Origin of the sequence: Mycolicibacterium helvum (assembly GCF_010731895.1) — a bacterium.
GTDB lineage: Bacteria > Actinomycetota > Actinomycetes > Mycobacteriales > Mycobacteriaceae > Mycobacterium > Mycobacterium helvum.
On the sequence record NZ_AP022596.1, the window covers coordinates 2,916,646 to 2,936,288 of the forward strand.

A 19,643-nucleotide genomic window follows, 5' to 3' on the forward strand; every position below is an offset into this window, starting at 1 on the left:
CGAGATCACTAGAAAAATGTGCGCACCAGGTCGGTCACCCGGCCGTGCTTGTCGAGCACCGGAATCAGCTGCCACTTGTCGAACACCGTGCATGGGTGGGACACCCCGAACGAGATCCAGCTGCCGACGTCGACGATTTCTTGGGCGGTCGGCGACAAGCGCAGGAACGCGTGCTGATCGTTGAGCGCGACGACCTCACACCCCGCCAAGGCGTCATCCACCCAGCCCGGTCCACACCGAAGTCGTTGTGGCACAGGGAAACCCTGATCGAAAGAAACGTCACGGCGGCCCATCGTCAGCAGCGCCAGTCCTGCCTCGGGTCGCGAGCAGACCTGCGCCCACACGTGCATCGCCGCCGTGAACCCGCCGGGGTGCGCCCCCGGCCTGGTCAACGGTGAGGTCCGCAGGTACAGCCCATCGTCATTGGTCAGATACGCGCCGCTGCGCATAATCGTGCGCCAATCACCGGCCAATGCCTGCGCTACCAGGTCGAAATGTGTACTGCCGCCTGCGGTCACGATGACATCAGCCGCTTCACACAATGACGCCAGCCGCAGCGCGGTCGCGCGCATCCACGTCAGGTAGTCCCGCACCCGCTCGACTCCGTCGGTCGACACGTCGTGGCCCAGTGCGGCCTCGTAGCCGGCCACCCCGACCAGCCGAAGCCGCGGGCTGGCCACCGCGGCGGCTGCCACTGCGTCGGCGGCGGCGTCGTCGCGGCAGCCGGTGCGGGTGCCCGCCGCGCCGAGCTCGACGCAGACATCGACTGGGCGCCGGGCGCCTGCGGCCTGCAGTGCTTCGGTCATCAGCGAAACGCCACGAACCGAATCCACCCAGCAGATGAGGCGGAACTCGGGGTCTTCGTCCAGCTCGGTGGCCAGCCAGGCCAGTCCCGCGGCGTCGACCAGTTCATTGGCCAGCACCACCTCGCGCACCCCGAACGCCCGGTAGGTCCGCACCTGGCTGATCGTCGCGGCCGTCACCGCGCACGCGCCGGCATCGAACTGCCGGGCCAGCAGTTGGACAGACATGTGCGTCTTGCCGTGCGGAGCCAGCTCGACACCGTGCCGCGCACACCAGCCCGCCATCGTGGCCAGGTTGTGGCTCAGCGCCTCGGCGGACAGAACGCACACCGGTCCCAGCGGCCCTGCGTCGAACAGATTGGGCGCGCCGGCGCAGATTTGGGCCGCGGTCTGGCCCGCCCACGCGGTGGGCAGACCCTTGAATCGCCAGTCGACGGGGTCGTTGGCCAGTGCTGCCACCGCGGTCGCGTTTAGGAGGGACCTCATGACCTCATTTAAGCTGGCATGTCGTGAGCTCTGCAGATACCCCGGATACCGACCATGCAGGCACGGACGTCCCCGAGCAGTTCCGGATCCGCCAGGGCAAGCGCGAGGCTCTATTGGCCGCTGGGAAGGATCCGTACCCGGTTTCGGTGCCCCGCACCCATTCGCTGGCGCAGATCCGCGCGGCCTACCCTGACCTGGCCGCCGACACCGCGACCGGCGATTTCGTCGGCGTCACCGGCCGGGTGGTGTTTGCCCGCAACTCCGGCAAGCTGTGCTTCGCCACGCTGCAGGAAGGCGACGGCACCCAGCTGCAGGCGATGATCAGCCTCGCCGGTGTCGGCGAGGCGGCTTTGGAGGCGTGGAAGGCCGAGGTCGACCTCGGTGACATCGTGTTCGTGCACGGCGAGGTGATCAGTTCCCGCCGTGGTGAGCTGTCGGTGCTGGCCGATTCCTGGCTGATGGCCAGCAAGGCTTTGCGCCCGCTGCCCGTCGCCCACAAGGAGATGAGCGAGGAGTCCCGGGTTCGGCAGCGTTATGTCGACCTGATCGTGCGCCCGCAGGCCCGCGATGTGGCCCGACAGCGCATCGCGGTTGTCCGGGCCGTGCGTAACGCGTTGGAGCGTCGAGGTTTCCTCGAAGTCGAGACGCCGATGCTGCAGACGCTGGCCGGTGGTGCGGCCGCTCGTCCGTTCGTCACCCACTCCAACGCCCTCGACGCGGACTTGTACCTGCGGATCGCCCCGGAGTTGTTCCTGAAGCGGTGTGTGGTCGGCGGCCTGGAGAAGGTTTTCGAGCTGAATCGGAACTTCCGAAACGAAGGTGCGGATTCCTCACATTCGCCGGAATTCTCGATGCTCGAGACTTATCAGGCGTGGGGAACGTATGACGATTCGGCGATCGTCACCCGCGAACTTATTCAAGAAGTGGCGGACGAGGCGATCGGCACCCGGCAAGTCCCATTGCCGGACGGGACAATCTATGACGTCGACGGTGAATGGGCGTCGATACAAATGTACCCATCGTTGTCCGAAGCTCTTGGTGACGAGATCACACCCGACACATCGGTCGAATACTTACTCGCTATTGCCGACCGACTTGAGGTGGAGATCCCGCGGGATCGTGGATACGGGCACGGCAAGCTCGTCGAAGAACTGTGGGAGCACACGGTCGGGGACACATTGTGGGCCCCGACATTCGTCAAGGACTTCCCCGTCGAGACCGCACCGCTGACCCGGCAGCACCGCAGTATTCCTGGCGTGACCGAGAAGTGGGATCTCTATGCGCGCGGAATGGAGTTGGCGACGGGCTACTCCGAGCTGGTCGACCCGATTGTTCAGCGCGAGCGTTTCGAGGCCCAAGCCAGGGCCGCGGCCGCCGGGGACGACGAGGCGATGGCACTTGATGAGGACTTCCTGGCCGCGATGGAGTACGCGATGCCGCCGACTACCGGAACCGGAATGGGCATCGATCGCCTGCTGATGGTTCTCACCGGCTTGTCAATTAGGGAAACGGTATTGTTCCCGATTGTTCGCCGACATGGCTGAAGTGCACTTATCCAATCCTTGTTGAATGCCGTGTGCCAATGTGGCAGATTGGTGGCACAGTGAGGAAGACGCTCAACCATCGGTTGTTGTGCGCAGGCATAAGGATTCAGTGAGAAATGGCCAAGAAAGTAACCGTCACTCTCGTCGACGATTTCGACGGGGCAGGCGCCGCGGATGAAACGGTCGAATTCGCGCTCGACGGTGTGAGCTATGAGATCGATCTTTCCTCGAAGAATGCCCAGAAACTCCGCAATGATCTCAAGCAGTGGGTTGAGGCCAGCCGTCGCGTCGGTGGCCGTCGCCGTGGCCGCTCGGGTCCGGCGGGCCGTGGGCGTGCCTCGATCGACCGGGAGCAGAGCGCCGCGATCCGCGACTGGGCACGCCGCAACGGTCATAAGGTGTCGACGCGGGGACGCATCCCGGCCGACATCATCGACGCCTTCCACGCCGCAACGTAGATCCGCATCGGGCTTTTGCCTGTCTGGCCTTCTCGGCCATTTGCCGCAAGCGCACGTGTCAGCCCCGTTCGCTTGCGGCGAAGCGGCCGTCGGTGATTACCGGAAACGTTTCGTTGCCCTGCCGCGTTGGTGTGCTAGGTCTGCACCGCTAGAGACGCGGTATGGGTGGGCAAGGGAGGACGCCTCCCGGAGCCTCCCATTAGAGTGGACGACAGGTACGTGGTGACTACCGCTGTACCTAATCGTGAGGAGAGCAGGTAACCGACGATGTTCGAGAGATTTACCGACCGTGCCCGCAGGGTCGTCGTCCTGGCTCAAGAAGAAGCCCGGATGCTCAACCACAACTACATCGGGACCGAGCACATCCTGTTGGGCCTTATTCATGAGGGTGAAGGCGTAGCCGCCAAGTCGCTGGAGTCGCTGGGCATCTCGCTCGAGGGTGTTCGCAGCCAGGTCGAGGAGATCATCGGGCAGGGCCAACAGGCGCCGTCCGGGCACATCCCGTTCACCCCCCGCGCCAAGAAGGTGCTGGAGCTGAGCCTGCGCGAGGCGCTGCAGCTCGGCCACAACTACATCGGCACCGAGCACATTCTGCTCGGCCTGATCCGTGAGGGCGAAGGTGTGGCCGCCCAGGTGCTGGTGAAGCTCGGCGCCGAACTGACCCGGGTGCGTCAGCAGGTCATCCAGTTGCTGTCCGGCTATCAGGGCAAGGAGACCGCGGAAGCCGGTACCGGCGGCCGCGGTGGCGAGTCGGGCAACCCGTCCACGTCGCTCGTCCTCGACCAGTTCGGCCGCAATCTGACCGCGGCCGCCATGGAGGGCAAGCTCGACCCGGTTATCGGCCGTGAGAAGGAAATCGAGCGGGTGATGCAGGTGCTGAGCCGGCGCACCAAGAACAACCCGGTGCTGATCGGTGAGCCCGGCGTCGGCAAGACCGCCGTGGTGGAGGGCCTGGCCCAGGCGATCGTGCACGGTGAGGTTCCCGAGACGCTCAAGGACAAGCAGCTCTACACCCTTGACCTCGGGTCGCTGGTGGCCGGCAGCCGTTACCGCGGTGATTTCGAGGAACGCCTCAAGAAGGTGCTCAAGGAGATCAACACCCGCGGCGACATCATCCTGTTCATCGACGAGCTGCACACGCTCGTCGGGGCGGGTGCCGCCGAGGGCGCCATCGACGCGGCTTCGATTCTGAAGCCCAAGCTGGCTCGTGGCGAGTTGCAGACGATCGGCGCCACCACGCTCGACGAGTACCGCAAGTACATCGAGAAGGACGCCGCCCTGGAGCGCCGGTTCCAGCCGGTTCAGGTTGGTGAGCCGACGGTGGCGCACACCATCGAGATCCTCAAGGGTCTTCGCGACCGGTACGAGGCGCATCACCGGGTGTCGATCACCGACGCCGCGATGGTCGCGGCGGCCACCCTGGCCGACCGCTACATCAACGACCGGTTCCTGCCCGACAAGGCGATCGACCTGATCGACGAGGCCGGTGCCCGGATGCGAATCCGCCGGATGACCGCTCCGCCAGACCTGCGCGAGTTCGATGAGAAGATCGCCGACGCGCGCCGGGAGAAGGAGTCCGCGATCGACGCGCAGGACTTCGAGAAGGCCGCCAACCTGCGGGACCGGGAGAAGCAACTGGTCGCTCAGCGTGCTGAGCGCGAAAAGCAGTGGCGTTCAGGTGATCTCGACGTGGTGGCTGAGGTCGACGACGAGCAGATCGCCGAGGTCCTTGGTAACTGGACCGGCATCCCGGTGTTCAAGCTGACCGAGGAGGAGACCACTCGGCTGCTGCGCATGGAAGATGAGCTGCACAAGCGGATCATCGGGCAGGAGGATGCTGTTCGCGCAGTGTCCAAGGCCATCCGCCGTACTCGTGCCGGCCTGAAAGATCCCAAGCGGCCGTCGGGCTCGTTCATCTTCGCCGGCCCGTCCGGTGTCGGTAAGACCGAGCTGTCCAAGGCGCTGGCGGAGTTCCTGTTCGGCGACGACGACGCACTCATCCAGATCGACATGGGCGAATTCCATGACCGTTTCACCGCATCGCGGTTGTTCGGTGCCCCGCCCGGATATGTCGGGTACGAAGAGGGCGGCCAGCTCACCGAGAAGGTCAGAAGGAAGCCGTTCTCGGTCGTGCTGTTCGACGAGATCGAGAAGGCCCACCAGGAGATCTACAACACTCTGTTGCAGGTTCTCGAGGACGGCCGTCTGACCGACGGTCAAGGCCGCACGGTCGACTTCAAGAACACCGTGCTGATCTTCACCAGCAACCTCGGGACATCTGATATTTCAAAGGCCGTCGGTCTCGGCTTCACCCAGGGTGGCGGTGAGAACAACTACGAGCGGATGAAGCAGAAGGTCAACGACGAGCTGAAGAAGCACTTCCGCCCGGAGTTCCTGAACCGCATCGACGACATCATCGTCTTCCACCAGTTGACTCGCGACGAGATCATCCGGATGGTCGATCTGATGGTGAACCGAGTGTCCAAGCAGCTCAAGGCCAAGGACATGGAGATGGAGCTGACGGACAAGGCGAAGGCGCTGCTGGCCAAGCGCGGCTTCGACCCGGTGTTGGGTGCCCGGCCGCTGCGTCGGACCATCCAGCGCGAGATCGAGGACGCCCTGAGCGAGAAGATCCTCTTCGAGGAGGTCGGCCCAGGTCAGCTGGTCACCGTCGACGTCGAGAACTGGGACGGCGAAGGCGCCGGCGAGGACGCGAAGTTCACCTTCATCGGTGGACCCAAGCGCGTCGAGCCCGTCGAGCCGGACCTGGCCAGCGCCGGCACCGCCAGCGAGTAACCGAGCAACGACAAAGGCCCCCGACAATGTCGGGGGCCTTTTCGTGCGGCCCCGCCGGGTGGTCGGTAAATACTGTGCGACTGTATCGATTCGCGCGCCCGCGACCGCTACCCTCTGCTCATGCTTGTGGTTACCACGAACGACATTCCGGGCTGGGAGATCCAGCGGGTATGCGGTGAGGTGTTCGGCCTCACTGTGCGATCGCGCAATGCCTTCTCTCAGATGGGTGCGGGATTCAAGAGCATGTTCGGCGGCGAGCTGCAGGGCATGACCAAGAACCTCGCCGAGAGCCGCAACGAGGCGATGAACCGCTTGATGAACGAGGCCCGCAACCGCGGCGGCAACGCGATCATCGGTATGCGCTTCGACACCACCGAACTCGGCGATGTCTGGACCGAGATCTGTGCCTACGGCACCGCCGTGCAGGCCGTCCCAATCAGCGACGGCGCCAAGTACACCGCACAGCAGCTGGGTTACGGCGCCAGCTAAACCCGCGCGGGTATAGCATCCTCGGGGTAAGGACGAGTCGAGGAATCTGGTGAAACTCCAGAACGGTCGCGCCACTGTTGACAGTCAGACCCGAAGCTCGTCAGTGTTCATCTTGGGACGCGCAGCTCCCTGAAAGGACTCCGATGACAACTCCGCAAACACAGTCAGGCCGGTCCAGGGCCGTCGACCTGTCGGCCACCAAGGCCGTCGTCTGGCTCTCGCTGACCGCGTTCTTCGCGCTGCTGGTCCTGTACTTCGTCGGCGTCGACCAAGGCGCCACCTCGGTATTCGGCGACAACATGTACATCCACGAATTCGTGCATGACGCCCGCCATCTGCTCGGCTTCCCCTGCCACTGAGTCAGAGGAATCCAGCTAAAAAAATGGAAAAGTCAATAATCTGGCGCGGCATTCTGGCCGGCGCCCTTGCTGGCGTGCTCGGATTTGTCTGGTCGAAGATCTTCATCGAGCCGATCATCGGGCGGGCTATCGATTTCGAGGACGGCACTGCCGCAGCTCACGAGGCCATGGAGACGGTGTCCGGGCACGGGCATGCCCATGAAGAAGGCGGCGAGCTCTTCACCAGGGCTGTGCAGTCCAACATCGGTATGGGCCTGGGCGTGCTGCTCTTCAGCGTGGCTCTGGGCGCGTTGTTCGCGGTGGTGTTCTGCGTGGCGTACAGCCGGATCAGCAATGTGTCGGCTCGTAAGCTCGCAGTGCTGACCGCCGGCGCGATGCTCATCGCACTGTGGGTGGTTCCCGCGCTCAAGTACCCGCCCAGCCCACCGGCGACTAGCCTCGACGAAACCATCAAGCAGCGCGCTCTGCTCTACCTGCTGATGGTTGCGCTGTCCGCGCTGTTCATGGTTGCCTCGGTCTACCTCGCCTTCCAGCTCACGCCGAAATTGGGCGCCTGGAACGCGACTCTGGCGGCGGGCGGTGCCTACATTGTCGCGGTCGCGATCGTGATGCTCATCCTGCCGACGATCAACGAGACGCCCGGCCCGATGGTCAACGAGGCCGGGACGATCGTGTTCGGCGGATTCCCCGCGGTCGATCTGTACGAGTTCCGGTTGTATGCCCTTGGCACTCAGGTGATCGTCTGGACGACGATCGGCCTGGCCGGTGCGGCAATGCTGTCCCGGTTGCTCGATAGCAAGCAACGGGAGACCATCCCTGCGTGAGCGACGCTTGCGGAGCGAACCATAGGCGGATACACAGCTACCTCGCTTGCGAGGGAGCAGCGTGAGTGAGGTCGTCCGGCTGACCGTGGTGTCACATGCCATGACCGATGCCATGGCAGCCGGGCGATTTCCGGCCGACGAAGCGCTAAATGCGCTTGGCGCCCGTCAGCTTGACGGGCTTGATGTCGGCGCTGTCGACACGGTGCTGTGCGGGCCCGAGACGCGGACCCGCCAGACCGCCGAACTGCTCGGCTTGTCGGCGCTGGTCGATGCCCGGCTCGCTGACCTGGATTGCGGTCACTGGCGCGGGTTGAGCCTCGACAGGGTGCAGCCCGGGCAACTCGCGCGCTGGCTCACCGAACCCGACAGCTGCCCGCATGACGGTGAATCGGTTGTCGCGTTGATCGGCCGGGTGCGCGGTTGGCTGGCCGATATCAGCCGGACGCCGGGCCGCGTCGTGGCGATCACTCACCCCGCTGTGATCCGTGCGGTAATCCTGAATGCGCTGGATGCACCGCCGAAATCGTTCTGGCGCATCGATATTGCGCCGGCCAGCCGCACCACATTGCACCATCGCGGAATGGTGTGGGCGCTTCGCTCAGCGGTACCGGGGCAGTAACCCGAAGACCTGCTTGATGATCGTCATCGCCCAGCCGCCGGCGTTGGCGCTATGGAAGCGCGGCCAGTTGAACTGGAAGCTGACCACCCACGCCTGCCCGGTGCGGTCGACGGCGTACCAACTGAATGTCATGTCGCCGGGTAGATTTCCGGCTTTGGCGGCGATGTAGGGCCATTCGGCTGTGTCGAGGTCGATGCCCGCGGTCTCGGACATGACGTCCTTGACCTGGGCCGCGCGCCCGACGGCGTTGCGCTGCAAGCCGGCGTGCACGCGGCAGATGTCCTCGGCGTTGCCGTACCACTCGGCGCCGTAGGCCGAGCCCGGCGCGTGGGTGCGATATGGGTCGGGGTCATACGGCCGGGAATCGGCGTCGTGCAACAGGTTTGCACGTTCCTGCGGCATGGCGGCGGTCTTCCACTCTTGCCGCACGTCGGGGTTGCCCCAGCCGATCGCGAACAGTTCGCGCATGGTGGGGAACGGTGTCATGCTCGCCGGGTCGTGGTGGCCCGCAGCGACCAGTGCCTCTTCGATCGCGTGGGTGCCGAGGCGCCCGATCAGTAGATCGGTGGCCATGTTGTCGCTCGTGGCGATCATCTTGCCCGCGGCCTGGCGCACGGTGATCTGCGAGCCGGGTGGCAGCTTGTCGAAGCCCGACGTACCGAGTTTCTTCCCCTCGGCGGTGATGGTGAGTTTGTCGTCCCAGTTCAATGTGCCTGCTGTGATCGCACTTTCGACCGCGTACAGCACGTACGTTTTGAAAATCGAAGCGAGCGGCAGGGATTCAGCGGTGTTGGTGCCGGCGACCTTTTCGCAGCGGCCGTCGTTGACCTTGGATACCTGCCACGAATAGCGGGCCCCGGTGCGGCTCAATGCCGTGTCGACATCCTGCCACGAGTCGATCTTGGGTTTCACGGTGTCGACCACGAATCGCCTGACGAAAGTGTCGTCCCCGATCCGCAGGTCGATGTCCTGGCGCGCACCGTAAGAGGTCAGCAGATGCAGGGTGGCGACATTCGCGCCGATGTCCGCCCCGGCCAGCGTGTAGGGCCGGTCCCACCACAGGGAGTCCATGCTGTGCGCGACCGGGTCCACCATGTCGGCGGTGGCTAGCGTCTTGACGTTTTCCGGTCCGATCGGCCAGTCCGAGTTCAGCATGTCCATGACCTGCTTGGCCCGCACTGCGGTGGGAGTGTTGAGGTCGATCCGGACACCCGCGCCGGCGTTCGCCGGTGGTGCGGGTGCCGGTGCGCAGCTCGTTGCCAGGGCGGCGGCGGATGCGATCACGGTGGCAACAGCCACCGCGGTCCGGCGCACCTGGCGTGCGCTACGCCTTGGCGCCGGTCCCGGCAACGTCCAACACAACCTCGAACTCGAGCAGATGGGCACCCTTGGCCACCGGGTTGGCGCGTTCACCGGCGTGCGCGTGGATCGCCGGTCCGGTTGCCCACGCCTGGAAGGCTTCTTCGGACTCCCACGTGGTCACGACGAAGTAGCGGTCCTCGCCCTTGACCGGTCGCAGCAACTGGAACCCGAGGAACCCCGGCTGGTTGTCGACGGCGTGGGCGCGGTTGGCGAACCGCTTCTCCAGTTCGGGGCCGGCACCCGGTGGAATCTCGATTGCGTTGATCTTCACCACGGACATGGCGCAAGGTTACCGCGCCCGCAGACGGCAGTGGCCGACCACGCAAGATGAAACCGTGAGCTCCGAATCGTTGACGCACCGGGGCGGTGCCGGCCGCCCGCTGGTGTTGGTGCACGGCCTGATGGGGCGCGGCACCACGTGGTCGCGGCAGGTTTCCTGGCTGACCGGATTCGGTGCGGTCTACACCTACGATGCGCCCTGGCACCGCGGCCGTGACGTCGACGATCCCGCTCCGGTCAGCACTGAACGATTCGTCGCCGACCTTGGCGACGCCGTCGACACCCTGGGCGGTCCGGCGGTGCTCATCGGCCACTCGATGGGCGGGCTGCACTCGTGGTGTCTGGCCGCACAGCGCCCGGATCTGGTGAGCGCGCTGGTAGTCGAGGACATGGCACCGGACTTCGTCGGCCGCACCACTGGCGCGTGGGAGCCGTGGGTGCATGCGCTGCCCGTCGAATACTCCACTGCCGAACAGGTTTACGACGAATTCGGGCCGGTCGCGGGACGGTACTTCCTGGAGGCGTTCGACCGGACGGCGACCGGCTGGCGCCTGCATGGCCAGCCCGCCCGCTGGTTGGAGATCGCCGCGCAGTGGGGGACGAGGGACTACTGGCAGCAGTGGCAGTCGGTCCGTGCGCCGGTGTTGCTCATCGAGGCGGGTGATTCGGTGGCACCGGCTGGGCAGATGCGCCGGATGGCTGAGCTGGCCGGGCCGGCCAGTCGGTATGTCCATGTGCCGGGCGCAGGGCACCTCGTGCACGACGACGCACCGGACCGCTACCGGGAGGCCGTCGAGACGTTCCTAGCGGCGCTCCCCGAGCACACCTGACGACGGCCATGCCGGGTGTTGTTCGAAACGGGTGCGGACGGCGTCAAGGTCGTGGGTGACCCGGCGCTCGTCGGCGTCGTCGAAGAGCGGACCGACCATCGGCGCGCTGATCCGGAATTGATCGGCATGCAGCCGGAGTTTCTTCAGGATGGTGATCAACGCAGCCATGGCAGCAATGCTCCGACAGAAAAGATACCGCCAACAGTGGCAGTAATGACAGCATGGGATAATATTCTGCCATGACCTTGAAGAGTGTCTCGGCACTGGTGCTCGAAGGTCTCGCGGTGTTCGAGTTCGGGGTGATCTGCGAGGTCTTCGGCATCGACAGATCCGCGGACGGCGTACCCAACTTCGATTTCAAGGTCTGCGGACCGCAGCCGGGCAAACCGCTGCGTACGAGCGTCGGGGCCCAGCTGGTGCCCGATCACGGCCTGGATGCCCTGGTGGGCGCTGATGTGGTGGCGGTATCGGCGGTGACGGGCCCGGTCGAGGCGTACCCGCCCGAGGCGCTGGCAGCGCTGCGGGCCGCCCATGCCGCCGGGTCGACGATCCTGACCGTCTGTTCGGGCGCCTTCGTCGCGGGGGAGGCGGGGTTGCTCGACGGTCGACGGTGCACCACGCACTGGATGCATGCCGACGAACTCGCCCGCCGCTACCCGACCGCGATCATCGACCGCAATGTGCTGTTCGTGGACGACGGTGATCTGGTCACCAGCGCGGGCACCGCAGCCGGCATCGACGCCAGCCTGCATCTCGTCCGCCGGGAACTCGGCAGCACGGTCACCAACATCATCGCGCGGCGGATGGTGGTGCCGCCGCAACGCGACGGCGGTCAGCGCCAGTACATCGAGCAACCGATACCAGTGCGATGTTCGGAAGGCTTTGCTCCACAACTGGATTGGATACTGTCCAATCTCGACAAGCCGCATACGGTGGCCAGCATGGCCCGGCGGGCCAACATGTCAGCGCGCACATTCGCCCGGCGCTTCGTCGAAGAGGCCGGCACCACACCGATGCAGTGGGTCACCGATCAGCGGGTGCTCTACGCCCGCCGGATGCTCGAGGAAACCGATCTGGATGTCGACCGCATCGCCGAGCGGGCCGGTTTCGGCACCGCCACGCTGCTACGGCACCATTTCCGCCGGATCGTCGGCGTCACGCCGTCGGACTACCGGCGCCGCTTCGCTCGTTCGGCCTAATCGGCGGGCCCTGCATTGTCGCCTTCGCCTGCAAGCGCGAACCGGCCGTCGGCCGTCTGCTCCACCAGCCCGTCCACCAGCAGCGAGTCCAGTGCGCGGTCCCGCTGCGCGGTGTCGGTCAGCCAGACCACATCGAGCTGTTCCCGCAGGACGGGCGAAGAACTGCCCCGCAGTACGTCGAGCAGTCGCCCGCGCACCTGCCGATCGGTACCCGCATAGCGTTGCGACGGGCGCGGCGCGGTGGTGGCTGGTGGGTATCCAGCCGCCCGCCATGCGCAGACGCTGAGCGGGCAGACGCCGCATTTGGGCGACCGAGCCGTGCACACAGTCGCGCCGAGTTCCATCAGTGCAGCGGAAAACACCGGAGCTGTTTGATCATTGGGCAACAGTGCGGCCACGTCGGCGAGGTCACGGACGGCGGACGGATTGCCGGCCTCGGCCAGTCCGTGCACCGCGCGGGCGACCACCCGGCGCACGTTGGTATCCACCACGGGCACGCTCTGTCCATAGGCGAAGCAGGCGACGGCGCGGGCGGTGTAGGCGCCGACTCCTGGCAGGGTCAGCAGGACGTCGACGTCGTCGGGCACCCGGTCGTCGTGTTCGGTGGCGATCGCGATGGCGCATTCGTGCAGCCGCTTGGCCCGGCGCGGGTAGCCCAGCTTGCCCCACGCCCGCAGCACGTCGGCAGCGCTTGCGGCGGCCGTCGCCGACGGTGTCGGCCAGCGCGCCACCCAGTCCAGCCAGATCGGTGCGACCCGGGCGACCGGGGTTTGCTGCAGCATGAACTCGCTGACCAGGATCTGCCACGCCGTCACATCGGGCTCACGCCACGGCAGGTCGCGGCGTTCGCGCTCATACCAGTCGACGAGCTCAGCACAAATGGAACTCATATCGTTTTGCGGTGAAAGAGAGTGCAGAATGTGGACCATGCCGAACACCAGTCCCGTAACCGCTTGGAAGGCACTCAAGGAGGGTAACGAGCGATTCGTCGCCGGCCGGCCCGAGCATCCGAGCCAGGGCATCGAGGACCGGGCGAGGCTGGCTGGTGAGCAGCGCCCGACGGCCGTCGTCTTCGGTTGCGCCGACAGCCGTGTTGCCGCGGAGATCATCTTCGACCAGGGCCTCGGTGACATGTTCGTGGTGCGCACCGCGGGTCATGTCATCGACTCCGCTGTGCTCGGCTCGATCGAGTACGCGGTCGGCGTGCTCAACGTGCCGTTGATCGCCGTACTCGGACACGACAGCTGTGGCGCGGTGAAAGCAACCCTGTCCGCTCTCGACGAGGGGGCGGTGCCGGGCGGCTATATCCGTGATCTGGTCGAGCGCGTCACGCCGTCGATTCTGCTGGGCCGCCGCGACGGGCTGACCCGCGTCGACGAGTTCGAGGCCCGCCATGTGATCGAGACCGGAACCCAGCTGCTGGGCCGGTCCGTCCTCATCGCCGAGCGGGTCGCGGCCGGGAGTCTGGCGATCGTCGGGCTCACGTATCACCTGGCCGACGGCAAGGTTGCGCTGCGTGATCACCTCGGCGATATCGGCGAATAACCACTTTTTCAGCTAGCGAACAAGGCGACACGCCGGGCGGGGTCGGACAACTCGCGGTGACCTGGGCTTACCGTGAGAACGTGCTGGATCTCGAACCGCGTGGACCTCTACCCTCGCAAATCTATTGGCGACGCCGTGGCCTTGCGATCGGCATCGTCGCTGTGGTCGCTGCCATCGTTGTCGGAATTGCCTTCGTGATCTTCAGCGGTGGCTCCGACTCGAAGAGCACCGTCAAGACCACCACCGCGGCGGGGTCGCAAAATCCTCAGCCGGAGAACAAGACTCCCGTCGTCGCGCCGCCGGCCCCGGCCGCTGGCCCGGTCGTGGCCGCGCCGATGGCAACTCCGACCGAGGCCGTCATGCCGCCGCCGGTTCTCAAGGAAGGCGATGACTGCCCGGATTCCAACCTGGCGGTCAAGGGCATCACCAACCAGCCGCAGTACGTCATCGGCGATCAGCCGAAGTTCACCATGGTCGTGACCAATATCGGCTTGGTGGCCTGCAAGCGTGACGTGGGCGCGGCCGTGCTGGCCGCCTACGTCTACTCGCTGGACGGCCACCGGCTCTGGTCCAACCTGGACTGCGCGCCGTCCAACGAGACGCTGGTCAAGACCTTCAACCCGGGCGAGCAGGTGACCACCGAGGTCACTTGGACCGGGATGGGCTCGGCACCGCAATGCCCGCTTCCGCGCCAGCCGATCGGTCCGGGCACCTACAACCTGATGGTTCAGTTGGGCAATCTGCGGTCGGCGACGGTGCCGTTCATCCTCGCCGACGCGCCCGCACCCGGTGCCGCGCCGGCTGCCGGTGAGCAGCCGCCTGCTGGGGCTCCTGGCGAGGCGCCGCCACCCGCTCCCGCCGGGTAGACAGCTCCACGCCTGTCACGTTGAGTTCGCCTTCAGTGCGTTAGACCAGGCGATCGGCGATCGTCGACTCGGCCAGCTGCGACAAACCCTCGCGAACGTGCCGTGCCCACATGGCACCGATGCCCTCGACGGACTGCAGGTCGGTGGCGCTGGCGGCCAGCAAGCCCTGTAGCGAGCCGAAGCGCCGCACCAGAAGATCGACATGGGCGAACTGCAAACGTGGGATGCCGGCCATCGCCCGATAGCCACGCGCACTCAGCGCGGAGTCCTGCGCATCAGCAGTCGAGGGGTACCCGAACACCCGCGACAGCGCGGTGAAGTCCAGCAGCTCGGTGTCCGACAGCGAGTCCAGTTCGGCCAGCGTCGAGGCCACCTGAGACTTGGACGGCGGGTCGGGGTTGGCGTGATAGTCGCGCATGATCAGCTCGCGAGCTGTGTCGTTGCCGCCGAGCAACTCCTCGAGCTGCAGTCGCAACTGCCGACCGTCAGTCCCGAGTTCGACTGCGTCATAATCGATTTCGAGTCCGATGCGGCGCACCATCTCCAGCCGCTGCACCACCGTCATGACGTCACGCAGGGTGACGAAGTCCTCGATCTCGGCGGTGGACAGCTGCCGGGACACCTCGTCGAGGCGGGCCTTGTAGCGTTCCAGCGTCGCGATCGCCTGGTTGGCTCGCGACAGGATGGTGGCCGAGTCGGCGACGACGTGACGCTCCCCGGACACATAGACGGTGACGATGTTCATCGAGTGGCTGACCGAGACCACCGGGTAGCCGGTCTGGATCGCGGCGCGCTCGGCTGAGCGGTGCCGGGTTCCGGATTCGTCGGTGGGGATGGTCGGATCCGGGACCAGCTGTACGTTGGCCCGCACGATCCGGCTGCCGTCGGTGGACAGCACGACGGCGCCATCCATCTTGGACAGCTCACGCAGCCGGGTCGGGGCGAACCGCACGTCCAGCGAAAACCCACCGTCGCAGATCGCTTCGACCCGCTCGTCGTAGCCGAGCAGGATGAGCGCGCCGGTGCGACCGCGCAGGATCCGCTCCAAGCCATCGCGCAGGGCGGTGCCCGGCGCTAGCCGCCCGATCGTCTCGCGCAGCGTGGCGCCAGTCGGCTGGGCCGAGCCGTTGCGGTTGGCGATGCTCACAGCCACTTATTGTCCACGTCGCCGAGGTCGTTACTCGACCCCTCCCGCCTAAGCTGCGTCACGACCTTGTCATAAGGCCGCTTGGCGATCGTCAGCATCGTGCGCAACGCGTCCCCGATGGTGGCCGACTCGATGGCTTTGAAGCCCTTGGGTACCGCGCCACATCCGGCCGGCACCAGGGCCTCGGTGAAGCCAAGGCGTGCCGCCTCGGCAAGCCTGCGGTCCATACCCGTGACCCGTCGCAGATCACCGGCTAGACCCACCTCGCCGATCACCACGGTCGTGGCGGGCAGTGGAAGGTCGGCATAGGCCGACGCCATCGCCATCGCGACCGCCAGATCCGACGACGGATCCATCAGTCGCATCCCACCGACGGTGGACAGGTAGATATCAGTCGCGCTGACTTTCAGGTTCGCTCGGCGCTCGAGCACGGCGGCGATCATCGCCGCGCGTGAACTGTCCACGCCGCTGACCGCGCGCCGCTGCGGCGCGTTCTCGGGGCGGTAGGCCAGCAGGGCCTGGATCTCGCCGATCAGTGGGCGCTTACCGTCTAGCGCCACCGTCACCGCGGTGCCGGGAACTGGGTTGGGGCGGTCGTCGAGGAACAACCCGGAAGGATCGGAGACGCATTGAATACCGTTGTCGTGCAACAGGAAACAACCGACCTCGTCGGAGGCGCCGAACCGGTTCTTGACACCGCGGACCATCCGGAGACTCGTATTGCGGTCGCCTTCGAAGTGCAAGACCACGTCCACCAGGTGTTCCAGCGAACGGGGTCCGGCGATCGCGCCATCCTTGGTGACGTGGCCGACCAACACCAGCGCCACTGACGTGGACTTGGCCACCGCGGTCAGCGCCGTCGTCACCGCCCGCACCTGGGTCACCCCGCCCACCACACCGTCGGTGTCGCCGGCCGTCATCGTCTGCACCGAGTCGACCACCACGAGGCTGGGTTGCACCGCCTCGATATGACCGAGCACTGTCCCGATGTCGGATTCGGCGGCCAGGAACACCTCGTCGTGGGTGCAGCCGGTGCGTTCGGCGCGCATCCGGATCTGGCCGGCCGACTCCTCACCGGACACGTACAGCGCGCGGCGTCCCGATTGCGCCCATCGGTGTACCACCTCGAGCAGCAAGGTGGACTTCCCGACCCCGGGATCGCCGGCCAGCAGGCTCACCGAGCCGGGCACCACCCCGCCGCCGAGTACCCGGTCGAGCTCGTCCACTCCGGTGGGGAAGTGGCGGGTGCGGTCCGGATTGATGGAACTGATCGGTACGGCGGGTGAGGACGGCACCACCGTGCGCTGCGCTGCGCCGCCGGCGCTAGCCGAACCGGCGACCTCGTCGACGGTTCCCCAGGTCCCGCACTCTGGGCAGCGGCCGACCCACTTGGTCATGACATGGCGGCACTCTGAACAGCGGTACTGCGAACGTGCCTTGGCCACGCGGTGACGCTATCGGGTGGGTATGACAGATCGGCGGATTAACTGGGTTAAACCGGCCGTGTCAGTGCCTAGTGATGGCCGCCGACGGGATCGCCGTCTTGTCGCTCTGCGCCGCCGGCCGAGATCGGCACCGCGACGGTGGTCTGGCCGGCCTTCTCGAAGTCGAACGTGAACTGGTAAGTCAGCCCGTTGGTGATCGGCTGGCTGAGCGTTACTTCGGCCTTGGTCGGCTCCGTGCTACCCAGCGGAGTGGCGTCGGCCTGGCCGTCGGCGCTGCCCACGATCAGGGAGCCGCCCGCCGGAATGGCGGTGGCGCCGGTGACCGCGACCGTGCCCACCTCGGAGCTGATGTTGACCAGCTTGTCGTTGGTGTCCGGGGAGATGTTTGCCGCCGCGAAGATCAACTCGACCGTGCGACCGGGCTTGAGGGCGTCACCGGTCTGCACTGCCTGGATATGGATATTGCGCAGGGCAATGTTGGCGACATTGGCAGTGGAGCCGTTGACGGCCGACTCTTGGTCGGCGGTCTGCGAGATCTGACCCGAACCACAGCCCGTCAGAATCAGGCCGCAGGCGGCAAGGCCAGCGGATGCAGCCACGAGGCGCTTCTTCAAGCGGTTCACAACAGCCTCCTGCTCGGCCTGTGTTGGCGGCGCAGGCGCGCCGCCGCGGTTCGACTATGCACAGTAGTAGGTAGCGTCGCCGCGCGGTAGCTGAGGGTTCGTGGTGCGGTGGCCGAAGTCGGTGACAGGGCTCGGGACGGGGTGTGCTGGGGGCCCAAAAAGGCCCGCGTGTTGCACGCTTTCGTCACCCTGTCAACCCCCACTCTTCACCTATGGTGCCCCTGACCTGCATCGTTGTTCCGCGCGCTGTCGGCCTCCGTGCTAACATTGCAGTGTGAAAGGGGCTCGAAACTGATGATTTTCAAGGTCGGAGACACCGTTGTCTATCCACACCACGGTGCTGCATTGATCGAAGCGATCGAAACCCGGACCATCAAGGGCGAACAGAAAGAATACCTCGTCTTGAAGGTCGCCCAGGGAGACCTGACCGTTCGAGTTCCAGCGGAAAACGCCGAATACGTCGGTGTCCGTGACGTTGTCGGGCAGGAGGGCCTGGACAAGGTCTTCCAGGTCTTGCGCGCCCCGCACACCGAGGAGCCGACCAACTGGTCGCGCCGCTACAAGGCCAACCTCGAGAAACTGGCATCCGGCGACGTCAACAAGGTCGCGGAGGTTGTCCGCGACCTGTGGCGCCGGGATCAGGAGCGCGGTCTGTCCGCTGGCGAGAAGCGCATGCTGGCCAAGGCTCGGCAGATCCTCGTGGGCGAACTCGCCCTGGCCGAGAACACTGATGACGCCAAGGCCGAGATCATCCTCGATGAGGTTCTCGCCGCCGCGTCCTGACTGCCCTGAGGGGTTCGGTGTCGGACACGGTCGCGGTCGTCACGGCCGCCGGTTCCGGTGAACGGCTGGGTGCGGGTATTCCGAAAGCATTCGTGGATCTCGATGGTCAAACCATGCTCGAACGCGCTGTCGACGGATTGCTGAGATCCGGCGTCGTCGACCGCGTGGTCGTCGCCGCTCCCGCCGATCGGGTAGATGAAACCAAACTGATGCTCGACGGTCGTGCGACGGTCGTCGAGGGGGGCCCTGAGCGCCCGGAAACCGTGCGTCGTGCGTTGGACGCCATCGGGGATCCGGAATTCGTTCTCGTCCACGACGCTGCCCGGCCGCTGACACCCGTCGAACAGATCCAGCGGGTGGTCGCCGCCCTGCGGGATGGCCTGCGTGCGGTCATCCCCGTGCTGCCGGTCACCGACACCATCAAAGCCGTCGATGCCAACGGCGTGGTGCTCGGCACCCCCGAGCGATCAGGTCTGCGCGCCGTCCAGACCCCGCAGGGATTCGAGACCGCACTGCTGCGCCGCGCCTACGAACGGTCAGGCGGCGCCACCGTTACCGACGACGCCTCCCTGGTGGAGTACCTGGGCACCCCGGTGTACACCGTCGACGGCGACACCATGGCCTTCAAGATCACCACGCCGCTGGATCTCCAGCTGGCGCTGGCTCTGCTGCACGCATGATGATCCCTCGTGTCGGGCTGGGTACCGACGTCCATCCGATCGAGCCCGGCCGGCCGTGCTGGCTGCTGGCCCTGTTGTTCGACGGCGCCGACGGCTGCTCAGGACACTCCGATGGCGACGTCGCGGTCCATGCGCTGTGCGACGCGCTGCTCTCCGCCGCCGGTCTGGGCGACCTGGGGACGGTGTTCGGGGTGGACCAGCCGCAGTGGCGCGGCGCGACCGGCGCGAAGATGCTGGACCACGTCCGCGATCTGCTCGCTGCCGCCGACTACACGGTGGGCAACGCGACCGTCCAGGTCATCGCCAACCGGCCGAAGGTCGGCCCGCGCAGGGAAGAGGCTCAGCGCGTGCTCTCCGAGCTGCTGGGCGCGCCGGTATCGGTGTCGGCGACCACGACTGATGGTCTCGGGTTGACCGGTCGCGGCGAGGGAATGGCGGCGATTGCCACCGCATTGGTAGTCCCTGGATCAGCCTCGGTGCCAAATAACCCCGAATAGGCCGGTAAG

General features: G+C 66.0%; 22 protein-coding genes. 14 read left to right on the plus strand and 8 right to left on the minus strand.

Annotated features, from left to right (window positions below; genetic code table 11):
* Positions 1–8 precede the first annotated feature (8 nt).
* A complete protein-coding gene (locus tag G6N38_RS13610) occupies positions 9–1,289 on the minus strand; it encodes an alanine racemase (protein WP_163748140.1) in 1,281 nt (426 codons plus the stop codon).
* Positions 1,290–1,312: 23 nt separating this feature from the next.
* Here G6N38_RS13610 and lysS point away from each other — a divergent pair, with 23 nt between their 5' ends.
* The 7 genes from lysS (at position 1,313) to G6N38_RS13645 (ending at position 8,378) form a co-directional block, all read left to right on the plus strand.
* The gene (gene lysS, locus G6N38_RS13615; RefSeq protein WP_163748143.1) at positions 1,313–2,833 is read left to right on the plus strand and encodes a lysine--tRNA ligase; all 1,521 of its coding nucleotides are present in this window, start codon (positions 1,313–1,315) and stop codon (positions 2,831–2,833) included.
* A 116-nt stretch (positions 2,834–2,949) separates the two neighbouring features.
* Positions 2,950–3,291 (plus strand): histone-like nucleoid-structuring protein Lsr2, encoded by a 342-nt coding sequence (lsr2, locus tag G6N38_RS13620; protein ID WP_108052435.1) that lies wholly within the window; start codon positions 2,950–2,952, stop codon positions 3,289–3,291.
* Positions 3,292–3,558: 267 nt separating this feature from the next.
* Positions 3,559–6,087 (plus strand): ATP-dependent protease ATP-binding subunit ClpC, encoded by a 2,529-nt coding sequence (clpC1, locus tag G6N38_RS13625; protein WP_163748158.1) that lies wholly within the window; start codon positions 3,559–3,561, stop codon positions 6,085–6,087.
* Between the two features lie 120 nt (positions 6,088–6,207).
* Positions 6,208–6,576 carry a YbjQ family protein gene (locus tag G6N38_RS13630; RefSeq protein ID WP_163748161.1) on the plus strand — a complete coding sequence of 123 codons (369 nt, stop codon included), beginning with the start codon at positions 6,208–6,210 and terminating at the stop codon, positions 6,574–6,576.
* A 143-nt stretch (positions 6,577–6,719) separates the two neighbouring features.
* On the plus strand, positions 6,720–6,935 hold the full coding sequence (locus G6N38_RS13635; RefSeq protein ID WP_133691537.1) for a CbtB domain-containing protein: 216 nt from the start codon (positions 6,720–6,722) through the stop codon (positions 6,933–6,935).
* A gap of 23 nt (positions 6,936–6,958) precedes the next feature.
* Positions 6,959–7,759, plus strand: coding sequence for a CbtA family protein (locus tag G6N38_RS13640; protein WP_163748163.1), 801 nt, complete (start codon positions 6,959–6,961; stop codon positions 7,757–7,759).
* 61 nt (positions 7,760–7,820) lie between these two features.
* On the plus strand, positions 7,821–8,378 hold the full coding sequence (locus G6N38_RS13645) for a histidine phosphatase family protein (protein ID WP_163748166.1): 558 nt from the start codon (positions 7,821–7,823) through the stop codon (positions 8,376–8,378).
* Here G6N38_RS13645 and G6N38_RS13650 read toward each other — a convergent pair.
* Positions 8,358–9,728, minus strand: coding sequence for a serine hydrolase (locus G6N38_RS13650; RefSeq protein ID WP_170314164.1), 1,371 nt, complete (start codon positions 9,726–9,728; stop codon positions 8,358–8,360). The genes G6N38_RS13645 and G6N38_RS13650 overlap by 21 nt on opposite strands.
* Positions 9,703–10,020 (minus strand): mycobilin-forming heme oxygenase MhuD, encoded by a 318-nt coding sequence (gene mhuD, locus G6N38_RS13655; RefSeq protein ID WP_108052429.1) that lies wholly within the window; start codon positions 10,018–10,020, stop codon positions 9,703–9,705. Before mhuD ends, G6N38_RS13650 begins: the two co-directional genes overlap by 26 nt.
* A gap of 121 nt (positions 10,021–10,141) precedes the next feature.
* Between mhuD and G6N38_RS13660 the strand changes: the two genes are divergently transcribed.
* Complete coding sequence (locus tag G6N38_RS13660; RefSeq protein WP_246228019.1) at positions 10,142–10,849, plus strand: alpha/beta fold hydrolase; 708 nt, start codon at positions 10,142–10,144, stop codon at positions 10,847–10,849.
* On the opposite strand, the gene G6N38_RS13665 is transcribed toward G6N38_RS13660, so the two are convergent.
* On the minus strand, positions 10,823–11,017 hold the full coding sequence (locus G6N38_RS13665; protein WP_246227901.1) for a hypothetical protein: 195 nt from the start codon (positions 11,015–11,017) through the stop codon (positions 10,823–10,825). The genes G6N38_RS13660 and G6N38_RS13665 overlap by 27 nt on opposite strands.
* Positions 11,018–11,088: 71 nt before the next feature.
* On the opposite strand from G6N38_RS13665, the gene G6N38_RS13670 reads away from it, so the two are divergent.
* Positions 11,089–12,048: a GlxA family transcriptional regulator gene (locus G6N38_RS13670; protein WP_163748176.1), complete on the plus strand. Its 960-nt coding sequence runs from the start codon at positions 11,089–11,091 to the stop codon at positions 12,046–12,048.
* Here G6N38_RS13670 and G6N38_RS13675 read toward each other — a convergent pair.
* Complete coding sequence (locus G6N38_RS13675; RefSeq protein WP_163748179.1) at positions 12,045–12,938, minus strand: iron-sulfur binding domain-containing protein; 894 nt, start codon at positions 12,936–12,938, stop codon at positions 12,045–12,047. The genes G6N38_RS13670 and G6N38_RS13675 overlap by 4 nt on opposite strands.
* A gap of 37 nt (positions 12,939–12,975) precedes the next feature.
* On the opposite strand from G6N38_RS13675, the gene G6N38_RS13680 reads away from it, so the two are divergent.
* On the plus strand, positions 12,976–13,593 hold the full coding sequence (locus G6N38_RS13680) for a carbonic anhydrase (RefSeq protein WP_163748181.1): 618 nt from the start codon (positions 12,976–12,978) through the stop codon (positions 13,591–13,593).
* An 80-nt stretch (positions 13,594–13,673) separates the two neighbouring features.
* Complete coding sequence (locus G6N38_RS13685; RefSeq protein ID WP_163748185.1) at positions 13,674–14,459, plus strand: hypothetical protein; 786 nt, start codon at positions 13,674–13,676, stop codon at positions 14,457–14,459.
* Positions 14,460–14,499: 40 nt separating this feature from the next.
* Here G6N38_RS13685 and disA read toward each other — a convergent pair whose 3' ends face one another.
* The 3 genes from disA to G6N38_RS13700 all read right to left on the minus strand — a co-directional run bounded on the left by disA (position 14,500) and on the right by G6N38_RS13700 (position 17,674).
* Positions 14,500–15,600 carry a DNA integrity scanning diadenylate cyclase DisA gene (gene disA / locus G6N38_RS13690; RefSeq protein WP_179968563.1) on the minus strand — a complete coding sequence of 367 codons (1,101 nt, stop codon included), beginning with the start codon at positions 15,598–15,600 and terminating at the stop codon, positions 14,500–14,502.
* Positions 15,601–15,602: 2 nt separating this feature from the next.
* A complete protein-coding gene (radA, locus tag G6N38_RS13695) occupies positions 15,603–17,051 on the minus strand; it encodes a DNA repair protein RadA (RefSeq protein WP_163748190.1) in 1,449 nt (482 codons plus the stop codon).
* Between the two features lie 68 nt (positions 17,052–17,119).
* Positions 17,120–17,674 (minus strand): copper chaperone PCu(A)C domain-containing protein, encoded by a 555-nt coding sequence (locus tag G6N38_RS13700; RefSeq protein WP_163748193.1) that lies wholly within the window; start codon positions 17,672–17,674, stop codon positions 17,120–17,122.
* 294 nt (positions 17,675–17,968) lie between these two features.
* Between G6N38_RS13700 and carD the strand changes: the two genes are divergently transcribed.
* The 3 genes from carD to ispF are packed head-to-tail and all read left to right on the plus strand — an operon-like array spanning position 17,969 to position 19,634.
* Complete coding sequence (carD, locus tag G6N38_RS13705; RefSeq protein WP_108052422.1) at positions 17,969–18,457, plus strand: RNA polymerase-binding transcription factor CarD; 489 nt, start codon at positions 17,969–17,971, stop codon at positions 18,455–18,457.
* 5 nt (positions 18,458–18,462) lie between these two features.
* A complete protein-coding gene (ispD, locus tag G6N38_RS13710) occupies positions 18,463–19,137 on the plus strand; it encodes a 2-C-methyl-D-erythritol 4-phosphate cytidylyltransferase (RefSeq protein ID WP_407662989.1) in 675 nt (224 codons plus the stop codon).
* Complete coding sequence (gene ispF / locus G6N38_RS13715) at positions 19,134–19,634, plus strand: 2-C-methyl-D-erythritol 2,4-cyclodiphosphate synthase (RefSeq protein WP_163748200.1); 501 nt, start codon at positions 19,134–19,136, stop codon at positions 19,632–19,634. Before ispD ends, ispF begins: the two co-directional genes overlap by 4 nt.
* The last annotated feature ends 9 nt before the right edge of the window (positions 19,635–19,643 follow it).